At 38.7% G+C, this 16248-nt stretch carries 19 protein-coding genes and 2 riboswitches; of the genes, 1 reads left to right on the top strand and 18 read right to left on the bottom strand.

Features of this window, described 5'->3' with window-relative positions:
• Positions 1-214: 214 nt before the first annotated feature.
• The 12 genes from IEV27_RS17360 to IEV27_RS17305 form a co-directional block, all read right to left on the bottom strand.
• On the bottom strand, positions 215-1603 hold the full coding sequence (locus tag IEV27_RS17360) for a bifunctional metallophosphatase/5'-nucleotidase (RefSeq protein WP_188378759.1): 1389 nt from the start codon (positions 1601-1603) through the stop codon (positions 215-217).
• A gap of 11 nt (positions 1604-1614) precedes the next feature.
• On the bottom strand, positions 1615-2430 hold the full coding sequence (locus IEV27_RS17355) for a sulfite exporter TauE/SafE family protein (protein WP_188378758.1): 816 nt from the start codon (positions 2428-2430) through the stop codon (positions 1615-1617).
• 130 nt (positions 2431-2560) lie between these two features.
• Positions 2561-3958: a Fe-S cluster assembly protein SufB gene (sufB, locus tag IEV27_RS17350; RefSeq protein ID WP_188378757.1), complete on the bottom strand. Its 1398-nt coding sequence runs from the start codon at positions 3956-3958 to the stop codon at positions 2561-2563.
• Positions 3959-3990: 32 nt separating this feature from the next.
• On the bottom strand, positions 3991-4431 hold the full coding sequence (sufU, locus tag IEV27_RS17345; protein WP_188378756.1) for a Fe-S cluster assembly sulfur transfer protein SufU: 441 nt from the start codon (positions 4429-4431) through the stop codon (positions 3991-3993).
• Positions 4421-5641, bottom strand: a complete 1221-nt coding sequence (locus IEV27_RS17340; protein WP_188378755.1) for a cysteine desulfurase — start codon at positions 5639-5641, stop codon at positions 4421-4423. The genes sufU and IEV27_RS17340 overlap by 11 nt, the downstream gene beginning before the upstream one ends.
• Positions 5641-6948 carry a Fe-S cluster assembly protein SufD gene (sufD, locus tag IEV27_RS17335; RefSeq protein ID WP_188378754.1) on the bottom strand — a complete coding sequence of 436 codons (1308 nt, stop codon included), beginning with the start codon at positions 6946-6948 and terminating at the stop codon, positions 5641-5643. The genes IEV27_RS17340 and sufD overlap by 1 nt, the downstream gene beginning before the upstream one ends.
• Before the next feature lie 19 nt (positions 6949-6967).
• Positions 6968-7753, bottom strand: a complete 786-nt coding sequence (gene sufC / locus IEV27_RS17330) for a Fe-S cluster assembly ATPase SufC (protein ID WP_188378753.1) — start codon at positions 7751-7753, stop codon at positions 6968-6970.
• Positions 7754-8009: 256 nt separating this feature from the next.
• A complete protein-coding gene (locus tag IEV27_RS17325; RefSeq protein WP_188378862.1) occupies positions 8010-8150 on the bottom strand; it encodes a YuzK family famiily protein in 141 nt (46 codons plus the stop codon).
• A 226-nt stretch (positions 8151-8376) separates the two neighbouring features.
• Positions 8377-8736, bottom strand: coding sequence for a carboxymuconolactone decarboxylase family protein (locus IEV27_RS17320; RefSeq protein WP_188378752.1), 360 nt, complete (start codon positions 8734-8736; stop codon positions 8377-8379).
• Between the two features lie 77 nt (positions 8737-8813).
• Positions 8814-9650 carry a MetQ/NlpA family ABC transporter substrate-binding protein gene (locus IEV27_RS17315; RefSeq protein ID WP_188378751.1) on the bottom strand — a complete coding sequence of 279 codons (837 nt, stop codon included), beginning with the start codon at positions 9648-9650 and terminating at the stop codon, positions 8814-8816.
• A 28-nt stretch (positions 9651-9678) separates the two neighbouring features.
• The gene (locus IEV27_RS17310) at positions 9679-10347 is read right to left on the bottom strand and encodes a methionine ABC transporter permease (RefSeq protein WP_188378750.1); all 669 of its coding nucleotides are present in this window, start codon (positions 10345-10347) and stop codon (positions 9679-9681) included.
• Positions 10340-11365: a methionine ABC transporter ATP-binding protein gene (locus IEV27_RS17305; RefSeq protein WP_188378749.1), complete on the bottom strand. Its 1026-nt coding sequence runs from the start codon at positions 11363-11365 to the stop codon at positions 10340-10342. The genes IEV27_RS17310 and IEV27_RS17305 overlap by 8 nt, the downstream gene beginning before the upstream one ends.
• A 71-nt stretch (positions 11366-11436) precedes the next feature.
• Positions 11437-11547: riboswitch (SAM riboswitch) on the bottom strand.
• Between the two features lie 143 nt (positions 11548-11690).
• Positions 11691-11796: riboswitch (SAM riboswitch) on the bottom strand.
• 78 nt (positions 11797-11874) lie between these two features.
• Here IEV27_RS17305 and IEV27_RS17300 point away from each other — a divergent pair.
• On the top strand, positions 11875-12291 hold the full coding sequence (locus IEV27_RS17300) for a TlpA family protein disulfide reductase (protein WP_188378748.1): 417 nt from the start codon (positions 11875-11877) through the stop codon (positions 12289-12291).
• Here IEV27_RS17300 and IEV27_RS17295 read toward each other — a convergent pair.
• The 6 genes from IEV27_RS17295 to IEV27_RS17270 all read right to left on the bottom strand — a co-directional run bounded on the left by IEV27_RS17295 (position 12284) and on the right by IEV27_RS17270 (position 16230).
• Entirely contained in the window at positions 12284-12601 is a 318-nt protein-coding gene (locus IEV27_RS17295; RefSeq protein WP_188378747.1) for a hypothetical protein, read from the bottom strand. The genes IEV27_RS17300 and IEV27_RS17295 overlap by 8 nt on opposite strands.
• Before the next feature lie 104 nt (positions 12602-12705).
• A complete protein-coding gene (locus tag IEV27_RS17290; protein ID WP_188378746.1) occupies positions 12706-13011 on the bottom strand; it encodes a thioredoxin family protein in 306 nt (101 codons plus the stop codon).
• A 17-nt stretch (positions 13012-13028) separates the two neighbouring features.
• Positions 13029-13376 carry a toprim domain-containing protein gene (locus IEV27_RS17285; RefSeq protein WP_188378745.1) on the bottom strand — a complete coding sequence of 116 codons (348 nt, stop codon included), beginning with the start codon at positions 13374-13376 and terminating at the stop codon, positions 13029-13031.
• A 117-nt stretch (positions 13377-13493) separates the two neighbouring features.
• Positions 13494-13877 carry a glycine cleavage system protein GcvH gene (gene gcvH / locus IEV27_RS17280; RefSeq protein ID WP_188378744.1) on the bottom strand — a complete coding sequence of 128 codons (384 nt, stop codon included), beginning with the start codon at positions 13875-13877 and terminating at the stop codon, positions 13494-13496.
• Positions 13878-13957: 80 nt separating this feature from the next.
• Positions 13958-14317, bottom strand: coding sequence for an arsenate reductase family protein (locus IEV27_RS17275; protein ID WP_188378743.1), 360 nt, complete (start codon positions 14315-14317; stop codon positions 13958-13960).
• Positions 14318-14448: 131 nt separating this feature from the next.
• Entirely contained in the window at positions 14449-16230 is a 1782-nt protein-coding gene (locus IEV27_RS17270; RefSeq protein ID WP_188378742.1) for an acyl-CoA dehydrogenase FadE, read from the bottom strand.
• Positions 16231-16248: the final 18 nt, after the last annotated feature.

Here is a 16248-nt window from a genome sequence, read left to right as displayed (position 1 = left end):
CTTAAAAAATCAACCACTGAATTAACGCTAACAATCGGATGATCACTTAAAATCTTTTTTTAAAAACTATCACAATCTCTATCTTAAACTTTGTACAGGAGTTACACCTGGACAGTTCATATCTTCAATATAGTTAACCTAATAAAAAAAGCTGCCAAAGGGCAGCTAGTATTCTTCATGATATCAATATAAAAATCCGACTGCAGTTGGTGCACTAGATTTTTTGAATAGCTTTCGCCAGGACATCTCTCAAAAGCTCCGGCATAAAATATTTTTTACTTTTGGCATAAGCAATTTCAGGGAAAAGGCGACCGAAAGTAAACGTATCCGCTGTACCTAATGTATACACTTGGCTGCGCTCTATCGGAGCTCCATTTATCTTTACTTTTCGGACTCTTTCTTCACCATCTTTACTCATAACGGTTTGAATATCAACGCCTGTAAAAACCATTTTCCCTATGACTTCACCCCGAAATCCCAGCCCTTTTAAGCGGATCTCGGTAAGCTTTTTAGTATGACCTACCCGAATGATTTCAAGCAATTCATCCCCTGTTACTTCTACTTTACAAGGGTTCATTGGATGTGGACAGATGCGATGGATATCTTCATACGTAATCTTCCCTTGATTTAAATGATCAAGTAACACGCCGGCATTAAGCATTCCAACATCGGATTGTGTCCAAGCTTGCAGTTCTTCTGTCAGACGCCTCATAAGAAGCGTTTCCTTAAACCAGGCGACTGGCAGAGATTTTTCTAGAGTAGTCACACTGGTTTGTAAATGCTGCAGAGCTCTAGTTCTCATAGTCTCCACATCTTCAGTGACCTCCTGATCTTTCATTAGATTTTCTGTTGAAACTGCATAAGCTTCTCTCTTGGATAAGCGATTTGATTCATGGTCCCACTCTAAAAAGACTTCACCAAGATGAGTTCCATGTTTACCTACTGCCGTTAAAATAGTCTCTCCGTACAGTTCTCCGTTTTGAAACAAATGATGAGTATGCCCGCCAATTATGACATCAATTTCAGGATACTTTCTAGCCATCTCTTCATCATCATGAATCCCTAAGTGAGAGAGCAGTATAAAGATATCGGCTTGCTCTCTTATTTCATCGTAATAGCGACTTAATGTTTCAAACGGAGGCTGAATCTCCCACCCCAACAGTCGGTAGAAGGTTTCAAAAGGAGCCGTTACCCCAATCACCGCCACCTTTGTCCCAAATGGTGTGGTTTTAATCGTATAAGGACACAGCCATTTGGGCTGGCGACCTTCGATTGAACGTAAATTAGCACACAATACTTGAAACTCTGCATCATCATAAAGGTGATAAAGGTCATTATAGGAAAGCGTAATTCCTTCATTATTACCTAGCGTCGCAAAACTGTAACCTGCCTCATTGAGAAGCTCCACATTACCTTTTCCCATAAGACCTTCTGTTATAGGATGAAAACGATCTGCATGGTCCCCGTTATCAAGAAGCCAGTACGTTTCTTCTTTTTGTTTATGTTTTTTTATTCTCTGGTTGAAATAACCTACAATTTGAGGCCAATTCTCAAAGTGACTATGTAGGTCGCTCGTATAATAAAGAAAAATCTTTTCCTTCATTTTCATTCTCCTTATCCGATGCCTTGCCAAATTAGTCGTATTCCAATTAATATAAGCAATATTCTTAAGAACCATTCTACGGTTTGACTGTTTAGTTGACGATTAACGATCGCTCCGACTGTGCCCCCTAAATAAGCACCTGGAATGAATAATAAGGTATGGGCCCATTCTACATGTCCTAAGTAGACATGAGTAGCTGAGCTAGTAATACTTGCAAAAAAGATCATAAACATAGAAGTAGCCGTTGCAATGTGCGGTGGAATCTTAAATAGTAAAATCAAAGCTGGAACGATTAATGAGCCACCGCCGATCCCAAGCAGGCCCGATAGAACTCCAACGCCGAATGCAAAAAGCACACTCACCATAATGGGTACACGATAAAAGAAAGTTTGTCCATTTATTTCTTTTTCTCGAGAAATGCCTCTATGAAAAGGATTTTCTTTTGAACTATCTCTTGGCAGGAAAAAAACTAGCGATACGGCAATCATGACGATTCCGAACAATAATGCAAAACCATCCGTTTGAAAAAACTGATTAAGCCATGAACCGAATATACCTCCCGGAATACTTCCCGCCATTAAGATAAAACCTACTTTTAAATCGACTCGTTTATGCTTTAAGTATGAAAGAGCAGAAGAAAGACCAGTAAAAATCATTACGACTAGTGAAATTCCCACAATCGTTTGAGGTGAAACCCATTGGAATGAATCAAGCTGATCACCTAAAAATAATAGAACTGGAACGAGAATAACCCCGCCTCCTAGTCCAGCTATGCTGCCAATAAATGCAGTAATAAAACCAATTAATAAAGATAATACAATTAACATATTCAGCCTTCTAACTATATATAAGATAATATTATAGTATCATGTTTACTATGCGAAATTCATCTTGCCTTTTTCATAAATAAAAAAACGTACAGGCGGCATGCGCCTGTACGTTTCACCTTTTTGTTTCTTAACCAATAGAACCTTCCATCTCGAATTTAATCAGACGGTTCATTTCTACAGCATATTCCATTGGAAGCTCTTTCGTAAATGGTTCAATAAAGCCCATAACGATCATTTCTGTAGCTTCTTCCTCAGAAAGACCTCTACTCATCAGGTAGAATAACTGCTCTTCAGACACTTTTGATACTTTGGCTTCGTGTTCTAATGAAATATTCTCGTTCATAATTTCATTATAAGGAATGGTATCGGAGGTAGACTTGTTATCCATAATGAGTGTATCACATTCGATGTTCGAACGTGCTCCTTCTGCTTTACGACCAAATTGCACAATTCCACGATACGTAACTTTACCACCATGTTTTGAGATGGATTTAGAAACGATCGTAGAAGACGTGTTAGGTGCTAAGTGGTGCATTTTAGCTCCTGCGTCCTGGTGCTGTCCCTTACCAGCAAGAGCGATGGAAAGCGTCATTCCTCGTGCTCCTTCACCCTTAAGGATAACAGCTGGATATTTCATGGTAAGTTTAGAACCTAAGTTACCATCAACCCATTCCATTGTTGCATTTTCATCAGCTACAGCACGCTTCGTAACAAGGTTATAAACGTTATTGGCCCAGTTTTGGATCGTTGTATAACGACAGTAGGCATTCTTCTTAACGAAGATTTCAACAACTGCACTGTGTAGTGAGCTTGAAGAATACGTTGGCGCTGTACAACCTTCTACATAGTGAACAGATGCGCCTTCATCTACAATTATAAGCGTACGCTCAAACTGTCCCATATTTTCAGAATTAATTCGGAAATAAGCCTGCAACGGTGTTTCCACTTTTGTATCTTTTGGTACATAAATAAATGAACCGCCAGACCATACAGCAGAGTTTAGCGCTGAGAACTTATTATCTGAAGCTGGAATTACTTTTGCGAAGTATTCTTTGAAGAGCTCTTCGTCTTCTTTAAGGGCGGTATCCGTATCCTTAAACACGACCCCTAGATCTTCTAGATCTTTCTCCATGTTGTGATAAACAACTTCAGATTCGTATTGGGCAGAGACACCTGCTAGATATTTCTGCTCAGCTTCCGGAATACCCAGGCGATCAAACGTATTCTTAATCTCTTCAGGAACTTCATCCCAAGAACGTTCAGAACGCTCTGAAGGTTTTACGTAATACGTAATATCGTCAAAGTTCAGTTCTGAAAGATCGCCGCCCCATTGAGGCATAGGCATTTTATAGAATTGTTCCAATGCTTTTAAGCGGAAATCAAGCATCCACTTTGGTTCTTCTTTATAATCAGAAATTTGTTTAACAACTTCTTTAGTTAAACCTTTTTGAGTACGGAAAATAGAGACATCTTTTTCATGAAACCCGTATTGGTACTCTCCAACTTCTGGCGCTTTTTTAGCCATTGTTAAATACCTCCTTTTGGTATATCAAGCAATTACGCTTCCTCTTCGTCAACACCCTTTTCCATTGCCTTCCATGCTAATGTGGCACACTTTATTCTAGCAGGAAACTTAGCAACTCCTTGCAGGGCTTCGATGTCCCCTAAATCAAGGTTACCATCTTCTACTTCATTACCCAACATCATATCAGAAAAAATACGTGACATTTTAAGCGCTTCATCAACTGACTTACCTTTTATTGCCTGCGTCATCATGGATGCGGACGACATGCTGATAGAACATCCTTCACCATCGAATTTAGCATCCTGAACCACGTTGTCTTCGACTTGAAGCTGCAATTGGATTCGGTCTCCGCATGTAGGGTTATTCATATCAACCGTCAGATGATCGCCCTCCACAGCTCCACGGTTACGGGGGTTCTTATAGTGATCCATGATAACTTGGCGGTATAGCGTATCTAAGTTATTAAAAGACATCGCCAAAATACTCCTTTGTTGTTTGTAATCCTTGGACGAGGCGATCAATATCATCTTCTGTGTTATACAAGTAGAAGCTCGCTCTAGCCGTCGCTGTAACATCTAACCATCTCATGAGTGGCTGTGCACAATGGTGTCCAGCTCGCACTGCAATACCTTCAGCATCTAAAACAGTAGCGACATCATGAGGATGAACATCGGATATATTAAAAGTAACTAACCCAGCTCTTTCTTTAGGACCATAAATCGTCAGGCCTTCAATTTCACTCATTTTTTGTTGAGCGTACTGAGCAAGCTTGTGTTCATGGGCTTCTATTTCTTCAAGTCCAACTTCCGTCAAGAAATCAATCGCTGCCCCTAATCCGACAGCGCCAGCGATAATTGGCGTGCCGCCTTCAAATTTCCAAGGTAACTCTTTCCAAGTAGAATCATAAAGGTTTACGAAATCAATCATTTCTCCACCAAACTCTACCGGTTCCATTTCTTTAAGAAGTGAACGTTTCCCATAGAGTACCCCTATTCCTGTAGGACCACACATCTTGTGACCTGAAAAGGCATAAAAATCACAATCCATATCTTGAACGTCAATTTTCATGTGAGGGGCACTTTGGGCACCATCTACGAGGATAACTGCCCCATGTTTATGAGCAATTTTTCCAAGTTCTTTAATAGGATTAATTGTTCCTAAAACATTTGAAACTTGCATGACGGCTACAATTTTCGTTTGATCTGTAATTGTATTTTCAGCATCATCTAACGAAATGGTGCCGTCAGCTTGTAACGGCATATATTTCAAGGACGCTCCTGTTTCTTTAGCAATTTGCTGCCAAGGGATAATATTACTATGGTGCTCCATTGGAGTGATGACAATCTCATCACCCTCCTGTAAGTTTTCACGTCCATAGCTTGCAGCCACTGTATTAATAGCAGTTGTCGTACCTCTTGTAAAAATTACTTCCTGAGTACTTTCGGCATTAATAAATCGTCTAACTTTCTCACGAGCACCTTCATATTCATCTGTCGCTCTTGTTCCAAGTGTATGGACACCACGGTGCACATTCGAGTTGTACCCCCGGTAATATTCTTCCAACTTCTCAATAACCTGATTAGGTTTTTGAGAAGTTGCAGAAGAATCTAAATAAACGAGAGGATGTCCATTAACTTCCTGGTGCAGAATAGGGAAAGCATCACGAACGGCTTTCACATCCATTAATATACTTTCCTTTCAATCAATTGTCTGAGCTGTTGTTTTACAGCTTCAATTGGCAATTGGTTTACGACAGGTGCTAAGAATCCATGAATAATTAAGCGCTCAGCTTCAAATTGAGAGATTCCACGGCTCATTAGATAAAAAAGCTGCATTGGATCAACTCGTCCAACGGAAGCAGCGTGACCAGCCGTTACATCATCTTCATCAATCAGTAATATTGGATTGGCATCCCCACGAGCATCCTTACTTAACATCAATACACGTGACTCTTGTTCTGCATTTGATTTTGATGCTCCATGTTCAATTTTCCCAATTCCGTTAAAGATACCAGTGGACTTATCTTTCATAACACCGTGTTGAAGGATATATCCATCGGATCCTTTTCCAAAGTGAGTAATGTTTGCTGTAAAATTCTGCTTTTGAGCACCTTTACCGATAGCCACTGTTTTGGCATTAGAATGTGAATTGTCACCAATAAGATGAGTAATGTTTTCAGAGACTGTATCTCCTTCATTCATTTGACCCAGTGCCCATTCAATCGTTGCGTCACGATCAGTAAGACCACGGCGGTTAGCGTAAACAGTTGTACCTGCTTCAAAGTTGTCTACTGCGCCAAATGAAATCTTCGCTCCAGCTTTAGCAAAAACTTCTGTGACATTATTAGCTGATGTCTTTTCATCCTTATTGTTGGAAGTATAGTTCTCTACATACGTAACAGAACTATTTTCTTCTGCAACGACTAGAACATGATTCACTAAAGCAGCTTCTGGATCTTCTTGCCAGAAAATAGCTTGAAGGGGCTCTTCAATCGTTACGTTCTTTGGTACATATAAGAAGATTCCGCCATTCATTAGGGCTGCATGCAAAGCTGTTAACCTATGCTCGTCGACATGCACAGCATCTGTCATATAGTATTTTTCTACTAAATCACTATGGTCACGAAGTGCCGATTGAATATCAGTGAAAATAACACCTTTTTCTTTTAATCCCGGCTCAAGATTTGCATATGCCACCGAATGGTTTCGTTGCAAAATTAAATTTTGCTGCTCTTTTTCTTGATCGATGAGACTGAGCATTTCGCTAGGAAGCTCTTGAATGGACTGGATTTCTTCTCCTTCAACAAAATGTTTGAAATCAGTGAAATTCCAGTCTTTAATATTGGTTTTATCAGGCTTAGGCAATTCTAAAGATTCTGCTTTATCCAGAGCGTTTAGACGAAGGGTCTTCATCCATTCTGGTTCATTTAAGCCTTGAGAGAAATTTGAAACATAATCTTTGTCGTATGGTAGTGAGACTTTTACAGTCATTGTATCCCTCCTATCTCTGTTACGCTTTTTGACCGATCGTTTCGTCTTCGATGCCTAGTTCTTGTTTAATCCAGTCATAGCCTTCAGCTTCAAGACGTTCAGCTAGTTCAGGTCCGCCGGATTTCACAACACGGCCTTGCATCATTACGTGTACTTTATCAGGTGTAATATAATTTAGAAGTCGTTGATAGTGAGTAATCGTTAAGCAGCCAAAGTTTTCGCCACGCATTTCATTAATTCCTTTAGCAACTACTTTAAGAGCATCTATATCAAGTCCAGAGTCAATTTCATCTAGAATTGCAATCGCTGGCTGTATCATCATAAGTTGAAGAATTTCGTTACGCTTTTTCTCACCGCCAGAGAATCCTTCATTTAAATAACGTTGCGCCATGTTTTTATCCATATCCAGCGTATCCATTGCATCGTCCATTTCTTTAATGAATTTCATTAAAGAAATTTCATCGCCTTCTTCTCTATGAGCATTAATAGCAGAACGTAAGAAATCGGAGTTCGTTACGCCGCTAATTTCACTTGGGTATTGCATCGCAAGGAAAAGACCCGCTTGGGCTCGCTCATCCACTTCCATTTCAAGTACATCCTCGCCATCAAGCAAGACTTGTCCCTGAGTAATTTCGAATTTAGGGTGACCCATAATTGCGGACGCTAGCGTTGACTTACCAGTTCCGTTAGGTCCCATTACCGCGTGGAATTCTCCACCTTTTATTGTAAGGTTAACACCTTTTAAGATTTGTTGACCTTCGATTTCTACATGAAGATCTTTAATTTCTAGAGTTGATCCTGCCATAAATAATACCTCCAGTATCTATTTTTATTACTTGCTCTAGTTGAATTGGATCAAAAACCATTCTCAATTTATTCTCATTACAATCTTATATCATTTAGAAACTGATATCAACTGATTTCCTTTGTTTCGACATCAATCGGGAATGATTTGACCTGTAAGAAATCCTCACCTATTTTCTTCCTTATTATAATAACAAACTTATAGCAAATAAAAAATCGGATAACTAAAATAGCTATCCGATTTCTATTCTAACTTATTATTTATGAATTTGACGACCGACTTCTGAAACAAATTTCTGACTGCGTTCGAATTCTTTTTCGCGCTTCTTTTCAACCTTCATCATTTGGTCTAAGCTACTAGCGTACTCAGCATAACTCACATTATGCGTTTGGTGCATGGCTTTTTCCATGTCCGGAGTATAATTCAAACCTAAATTGTCAGTAATAATAAATCAATCCTTTCAGATTTTTTACACAATTCAGGTTACCATAGATTGGTATTTGCTCCAAACTTGCTATACACTTGTTTTATTGCTTAATTTGCTTATATTTATTAATGTAAGCGCTTGTATCTAAAACATAGATCTCATTAATTCGATTTCCTTTAATTTTCTAACTTTTCAATCAATGGTGGTTTAAATCGGTCATTGATTCTTGAACGAGAGTAACCGCTTGACTAAGAGCTGCCCCTCCACCAAAGGCAGCAGCTACTCCACAAGCTTCCATCACTTCTTGTTCACTGGCCCCTTGATCTATGCAACCTTTAGTATGATAAACAATACAATACTCATCTTGTGCTACTACGCTAATACTTAACGCGATAAGTTGTTTTTCTTTTTTAGAAAGTTCTCCTTCTCTAAAACATGTATCCGAAAATTCACTAAAAGCATGAGCTATATGAGGCATTTTTTCTGAAAATACTCCCATCCCATGCTTATATTCCTGTAGGTAAGCTTCAGCAAGATTCATTTCCTGATTTTCCATCTTCCACTCATCTCCTTCCAAAATAAAAAAATCCGTAATGCGGTTAGTATCAACCGCATTACGGATTTCATACATCTTTACTCGTCTACAGGGACAACTGCTCCTTCGTACTCTTCTTCAATAAATGATTGAATTTCTTCAGAGCGAAGAACTTCCACTAACGTATTTAAGGCTTCGTTATCTTCGTCCTCGCTATTGGCAGCAATCACATTTACGTACGGAGAGTCAGAACCTTCAAGAATCAAAGCATCCTCACTAGGATTCAAGTCTGCTTCAATAGCATAGTTTGTATTGATCGCTACTAGTACATTATCTTCACGCTCATAGTTTTCCGGCAGCAATGCTGCGTCAATTCCAGCATCAAACTCTAAGTTTTTAGGGTTTTCCGCAATATCATCTACTGTGGCTTCAACCTTTTCTACATCTTCATCAAGAGTAATTAAGCCTTCTTCTTCCATAAGGGAGAGAATACGACCATGATCAGCTGTTGAATTACTCATCAATACAGTTGTTCCCTCTTGTACATCATCAAGACTTTCAAAGTCTTTGGAATAAATCCCCATTGGTTCAATGTGAACACCACCAAGGTTTGCAAAATCATAACCGTTTTGCTCCTGCTGATCCTCTAAGTAAGGGATGTGTTGGAAGTAGTTCGCATCAATTTCACCTTCTTCTAAATCACGGTTAGGTAATACGTAATCCTGATACTCTTCAACATTTAACGTAATCCCTTCTTCTTCAAGAAGTGGTTGTGCTTCCTGAAGGATTTCTGCGTGAGGAGTGCTTGAAGCTCCAACTGTAATTTCAGACTGATCTTCTCCATCTTCTGATGAACCTTCTTCGTCTGAAGATCCGCATGCGGCTAAAACAAGTGCTAAAGCTGTAAAAATTAAAATGGACCATATTTTTTTCATGTTTATATCTCCTTTTCAATCAATATTTTTATCTTTTATCCAATCTACGAGAAACATAATCCCCGATAAATTGGAAAATAAATACAATAATAACGATTAAGATCGTACATACAGCTACCACGTCAAAATCCCTACGTTGAAAGCCATAAAAATAAGCAAAGTCTCCAAGACCTCCAGCCCCGATTACACCAGCTACTGCCGTATAACTTATTAAAGCAATCGCCGTAACTGTAATACCTGAAACCAAAGCCGGCATTGATTCAGGAAGTAAGACTTTAAAGATAATCGTTCTGTACTTTGCTCCCATAGACTTAGCTGCTTCAATAACACCTTTGTCCACTTCTTTAAGAGCAATTTCAACCAATCTCGCATAGAAAGGTGCTCCCCCTATGATAAGCGCAGGCAGGGCAGCTCCCGGTCCTCTAATCGTCCCCATAAGAAAATCAGTAAACGGAAACAATAGCAAAATTAAAATAATAAAGGGAATGGCACGGAACACATTGACTACTGTGGCCGTAATCCAATTTAATAATTTATTATCCCATAATCCTCCGGGACCAGATAAATATAATAGCAGTCCTAGAAGCAAGCCCAAAATAAACGTTCCAGCTACAGATACTGTTGTCATATAGAGAGTTTCATTTGTTGCTTCTATCATATCCTCCATTTTCACATTAGGAAAAAGCTCTTCAAGCATTTGGACTCACCTCCACTTCAACGGAAGTCGTGCGAATGTATTCAATGGATTGATTCACAACTTCTTCGTCTCCAACTAGCTGGACAAGCATAGTTCCATATGCCCCTTTTTGTGTTTGGGTGATTTTACCATGGAGAATATTAACATCAACTTCAAACTTGCGTGATAAATCACTGATTAGGGCCTGATTCGTATTTTCTCCAACGAAATGAAGTTGTATGACTTCCCCAGAGCGATAATTTTCTTGAATCAGGTTTAAAGAATCTTCTCGATCAGGATCACCCATGACTTGATCCACAAAACGTTTCGTTACTTTCTCCTTAGGGTGCAAGAATACATCAAGGACATCTCCAGATTCCACTACTTTACCTTGCTCCATTACGGCTACGCGATGACATATTTTCCTTATTACATGCATCTCGTGAGTGATAAGAACTATAGTCAGCCCCAGCTTCTCATTTATCCCTACGAGTAAATCTAAAATCGAATCCGTTGTTTCTGGATCTAATGCAGAAGTCGCTTCATCACAAAGAAGAACTTTGGGATTATTAGCTAAAGCTCTTGCAATACCTACACGCTGCTTTTGTCCCCCGCTTAATTGGGACGGATAAGAGCCTCCGCGTCCACTTAAGCCCACGAGTTCAATTAACTCGTTTACACGTTCTTCCCTTTTCTTCCTAGACACACCAGCTATCTCTAGAGGGAAGGCAATATTATCAAAAACCGTTCGAGACCAAAGTAAATTAAAGTGTTGAAAGATCATCCCAATTTCTTGGCGGGCTAATCTCAACTCGTTTTTCTTTAACCCTGTCAAATTTTCATTGTTTAGCTCAATCTCTCCACTTGTAGGCTCTTCTAATCGATTTAATAAACGAATAAAGGTACTTTTACCCGCACCACTATAACCAATCACCCCAAAGATTTCACCTTTGTCTATGGAAAGATTTAACTCGTCTACGGCACGAACTTCTTGATCTTTTGTTTGAAACACTTTTGTTAAATCTTTGATGGAAATCATGTACTCCACTCCTAACTAAAAAACGCTTTTCTGTATAAGAACAGAAAAGCGTGTCCACTTTCGTATCTGTTCTCTCATCTGTCAAAGATTATTCTTTGCAGGATTTGGCACCTTCTCAAGTTCGCTTACTTGACGGTTGCCGGGCATCAACGGGCCAGTCCCTCCGCCTCTCTCGATAAGAGGTTTCATTTAATTTTAGTTGATTAATGCACTAAATTACTTAAGTACCAAAATGGATTGTAGCACCCACTAATAACCCTGTCAACTAATAAAAATGCCCACAAAAAAACTCTTCACTATATAGAAGAGCTTCTAATGGTTCCTCTTCTCATCTTTCAAAGCAATGAATGCTTTGCTGGAAGGAGCACCGTGTTTATCAACCGGTTGCTGGGCTTCATAGGGCCAGTCCCCTCCGCCTCTCTGGATAAGTGAAGATGTGGCTATGAAATTATCTAATATGTTAGCATGGTTCATTATACACGTCAATCAATATAGAGAGGTGATCAAAGATGAAAAAAGCACCAGATTTCAATCTAGCTACCATTCAAGCTGACAAATCATATCAACTTAAAGATGACTTAGGAAAAGTCGTGGTCTTAACTTTTTGGACCTCATGGTGCCCCGACTGCCAAAGAGATTTACCTAAAAAAGAACACCTTTATCAAACGATGAACAAGGATAAAGTTTCTATGATTACTATTAATGTTAAAGGAAGGGAACGTAATTTTGAGGAAGCTATTAACTATTTTAACAAGCACATCACTCAGCCTACATTAGTAGATGAAGATGTAGACACTTATTTAAAATATAATGCAGAAGGTGTACCCACCACTGTAATTATTGATCAAGATGGTTTCATAATTGATCAATTTAATGACCAGGCTGATTTTCTGGAAATCGTTGAATCTATAGGGAAAGCTATTTAGCCAGGAAAAATAGCGATTCGACGTATAATAAGTCCCGAAGTTTCCCTTTTACATGAACAACGTGGGGATGAAGATCAGTAAGCTTTACTTTTCCTTCCAGCATTTTTTTTATGTTTTGAGGATTTCCTTCAATGTGAACCTGACGATGAAATTCATAATCGTGATCAATTTTAATTTCATTTGAGTTGACTGTTAAGGGAACCATTTTCTCTTCTTCTTGAATAAATATAACGATAGGTCTTTCCTTCCAAAGGGGAAGTAGATCCTGTCTATCGTTAACACTATTCATCCATTCTAAAATAGTTTCCATACAAAACCCTCCTCTGCTGTACTAACTATTTCGGCATCAGAGGAGGGTTCACCTTTCTAACTAGATAAGATTCGTTCGTCATTTCCCGGGAAATGACGCTATTTTCAAACATATTCTTTTGTTTTTTCGTACATATGAGAAACGGAATGAAAGGCATAGGTTTTTTCTAGTGTTTGACCATATTTAGTAATTAATAAACAAGGAACACTTTTAATTTGATACTCTTGCATAAACTCAGGGTGTAGAGAAGCGTTCAATTCATAAAAAACCGAACGCCCGATTGTATGTTCTACAGCTTCCAAAAATGTTCTTGCCAGACGGCAGGTACCACAAAAGGGAGTATAAATATAAATGAGTGCTAATTCATGATCGTTAATATTAAATGATTCTTGATTTTCAATAACTTGCAAAATAGTCCTCCTAAGCCCTAGGTGAGATAGATAGGTTTCACCTTAAAATGATGGCTCAATAATGCACGAGCGAGTTCAGATTCAGGTGTAGCAGCCACCTCTCTGAACATTTTATCTATATAGATATGTTCTGCATGTGGTAATTCTGCAGTCAGTTGTTTTCGTAGTTTATTGCCAGAATCATCTTCATCCACCAAAATAAAAACAGGACGATGATCGAGGTTATAGTCCATAATAAGTTCTTCCATTCGCTCGATACCTAACGTGCCATGCGTACATAAAATTTCTACAGGGGTATTCAACACCTTGTTTATTTGCTTTTTATCCGTAATTCCCTCAACGATTAATATTCTTTCATCCATCATCGCAGTCACCTACTATATAGAAACAGACCATGCTAGTAAGCACGGCCTGCACCTTGTGATAAGAGCATACAAGTCATGCACCTATGTAATCTTATACGTACATGACTTCATTAGTATTTAGTCTTCATCGATCATTTCTTTGTATTCATCAGCAGACATCAAGTCATCTATTTCAGAAGCATCACTTGGCTCCACAACGATCATCCATGCTTTTTCGTATGGTGATTCGTTTACGAATTCAGGACTATCTTCCAATTCTTCATTAACTTCTACAACTTTTCCACTTACAGGTGCATAAAGCTCAGATACTGTTTTCACAGATTCAACACTACCGAATGGTTCATCCGCTTCTACTTCGTCACCTTCTTCTGGTAACTCAACAAAAACAATATCCCCTAATTCTGATTGTGCAAAATCAGTAATTCCTACGCGAACCTTTTCGCCTTCTTTTTTAACCCATTCGTGTTCTTCAGAATAAAGCAATTCTTTTGGTAAACTCATGATAACCCCTCCAGATTAAAATTAATATAAACAACAATTATAAACATAAAAGCTTTACGCTTTTATTTCCAATGTTCTGCTCACTGCTTCCACTGATTTTCAAATTGTTCCTCTTTAAATCCTACTGTTACAGTATTACTGTCCGTAACAATGGGTCTTTTGATTAACATACCCTCAGAAGCAAGCCACTTAATCATTTCTTCTTCACTAGCATCGTTAAGTTTTTCTTTCATATTCAATTCTCTATACTTCTTACCACTCGTATTAAAGAACTTACGGGCCGATAAGCCACTCTTCTCTATTATGGTTGACAATTCCTCTTCACTTGGAGTTTCTTCTACAATATGTACCGTCGTATAAGAGACTTCGTGTTCGTCCAACCACTTTTTTGCTTTCTTGCACGTACCGCAATTTGGATACCAGTAAAAGGTTAATGACATGCTTATCATACCCTCCTCGTTTCTTGTTGATTCTTATTTTACCATACTCATGTCCATCAATTCATTGGATATATGTAAACTTAGTCAAATTAAAAACCAGCTGTTTCTTAGAAACAGCTGGTTTTTAAAGCTTAAACGACGTATTTTTGAGCGCTTATTAACGTTTGAGCAGCTTCTCGTTTTTTGGCAATTACGTTTGTTGGAGTATGACGTGTAAGCTTTCTTAAAGCTCCTAGCATCATACGCAATGAGTCACCAGATTCCGCTGCAATTAAGGTTTCTTTCGCATGAGCTTCAATGCGGTTGAACGCTTCTTGCACATAAATTTGCGTGTAAAGAAGCTTTTGCATATTCTTATCTTCTCCGTTTTTTAGTATCGCTTTTTCTGTTCTTAATATAGCAGATTCCATATTATAAATTTCTCCAGTAATATCTGCGATATTCACTAATAGCTCTTGCTCGCCTTCTAATTTTTCACCATACTTTTGAGCAGCAAGACCAGCTGCTAGTAGAGCAATCTTCTTCGCATTTTTAAGCAAATATTTCTCTTGCTCGAGGGCCTCATCACCAGGTTCTTCTGGCATAAGCGTCATAATCTCTTCCTGAAGAGCTTGAGCTTTCTGTAGTAATGGCAATTCTCCTTTCATTGCTTTTTTAAGCAATGTACCTGGAACAATCATTCGATTGATTTCATTTGTACCTTCAAAGATCCGATTAATTCTAGAATCTCGATAAATTCTTTCGACTTCATATTCCTGCATAAATCCATATCCACCATGAATTTGGACAGCTTCGTCTGCAGCAAAATCTAATAACTCGGTTCCAAATACTTTATTTAAAGAGCATTCAATCGCGTATTCAGCTATTACCTTAGCTACCTCTTTCCCATCATTCAATTGTTCTTGGGTGAGTTTACCCATGCTTTGCTCAAATAGACCAACTGTACGATAGACTGAGCTCTCATTAGCATACGTATTCGCAGCTACAGAGGCTAATTTCTCTTGGATGAGCGGAAAGCTAGAAATAGATGTTTTAAATTGTTTTCGTTCATTAGCATACTTCACAGCTAGTTCTAATGCTCGTTTGGAGCCGCCAACACCGCCTATCGCAAGCTTATAACGTCCAACGTTTAATATATTAAATGCAATAACATGCCCTCTTCCAATCTCACCTAAAACATTTTCCACTGGTACTTCAGCATCTTCTAATACAAGTGTTCGAGTAGAAGAACTCTTAATTCCCATTTTCTTCTCTTCAGGGCCAGTGGATACCCCATTGAATTCTCTCTCAACGATAAATGCGGTAAATTTATCGCCGTCAATTTTAGCGTAAACTACGAAGACATCAGCAAATGCTGAATTTGTAATCCATTGTTTTTCTCCGTTTAATATATAATGGGTACCTGCATCATTAAGTTTGGCTGTCGTTTTTGCTCCTAATGCATCGGAACCTGACCCTGGTTCTGTTAATGCATAAGCTGCGATTTTTTCTCCCGTAGCTAATAATGGTAAATATTTTTGTTTTTGCTCCTCATTCCCGAAAAAGACAATAGGAAGAGAACCGATACCAACATGGGCGCCGTGAGTGACAGAAAAACCGCCTGCTCGTGAAAATTTCTCTGTGATCAAAGAAGAACTGATTTTATCAAGCTGAAGGCCGCCATATTCTTCAGGTACATCTGCTCCAAGAAGACCTAGCTCCCCTGCTTTTTTTAGTAATTCTACAGAGTGTTCGAACTCATGGTTCTCAAGATTATCAATCTTAGGAACGACCTCACCTAATACAAAGTCTTCCGTAGTTTTAGCAATCATCTGATGCTCATCTGTAAAGTCCTCTGGAGTAATGACATCACCCGCTGCTAGATCTTCAACAAGAAATCCTCCACCTTTAATCATCTCTTTTAATTCACTCATTTTTCAGTTCCTCCTCAT

The organism is Halobacillus andaensis, from assembly GCF_014636475.1.
Taxonomy (GTDB): domain Bacteria; phylum Bacillota; class Bacilli; order Bacillales; family Halobacillaceae; genus Halobacillus_A; species Halobacillus_A andaensis.
Note: the sequence above shows the minus strand (reverse complement) of the source record. Positions and strands in the feature narration are given on the sequence as shown.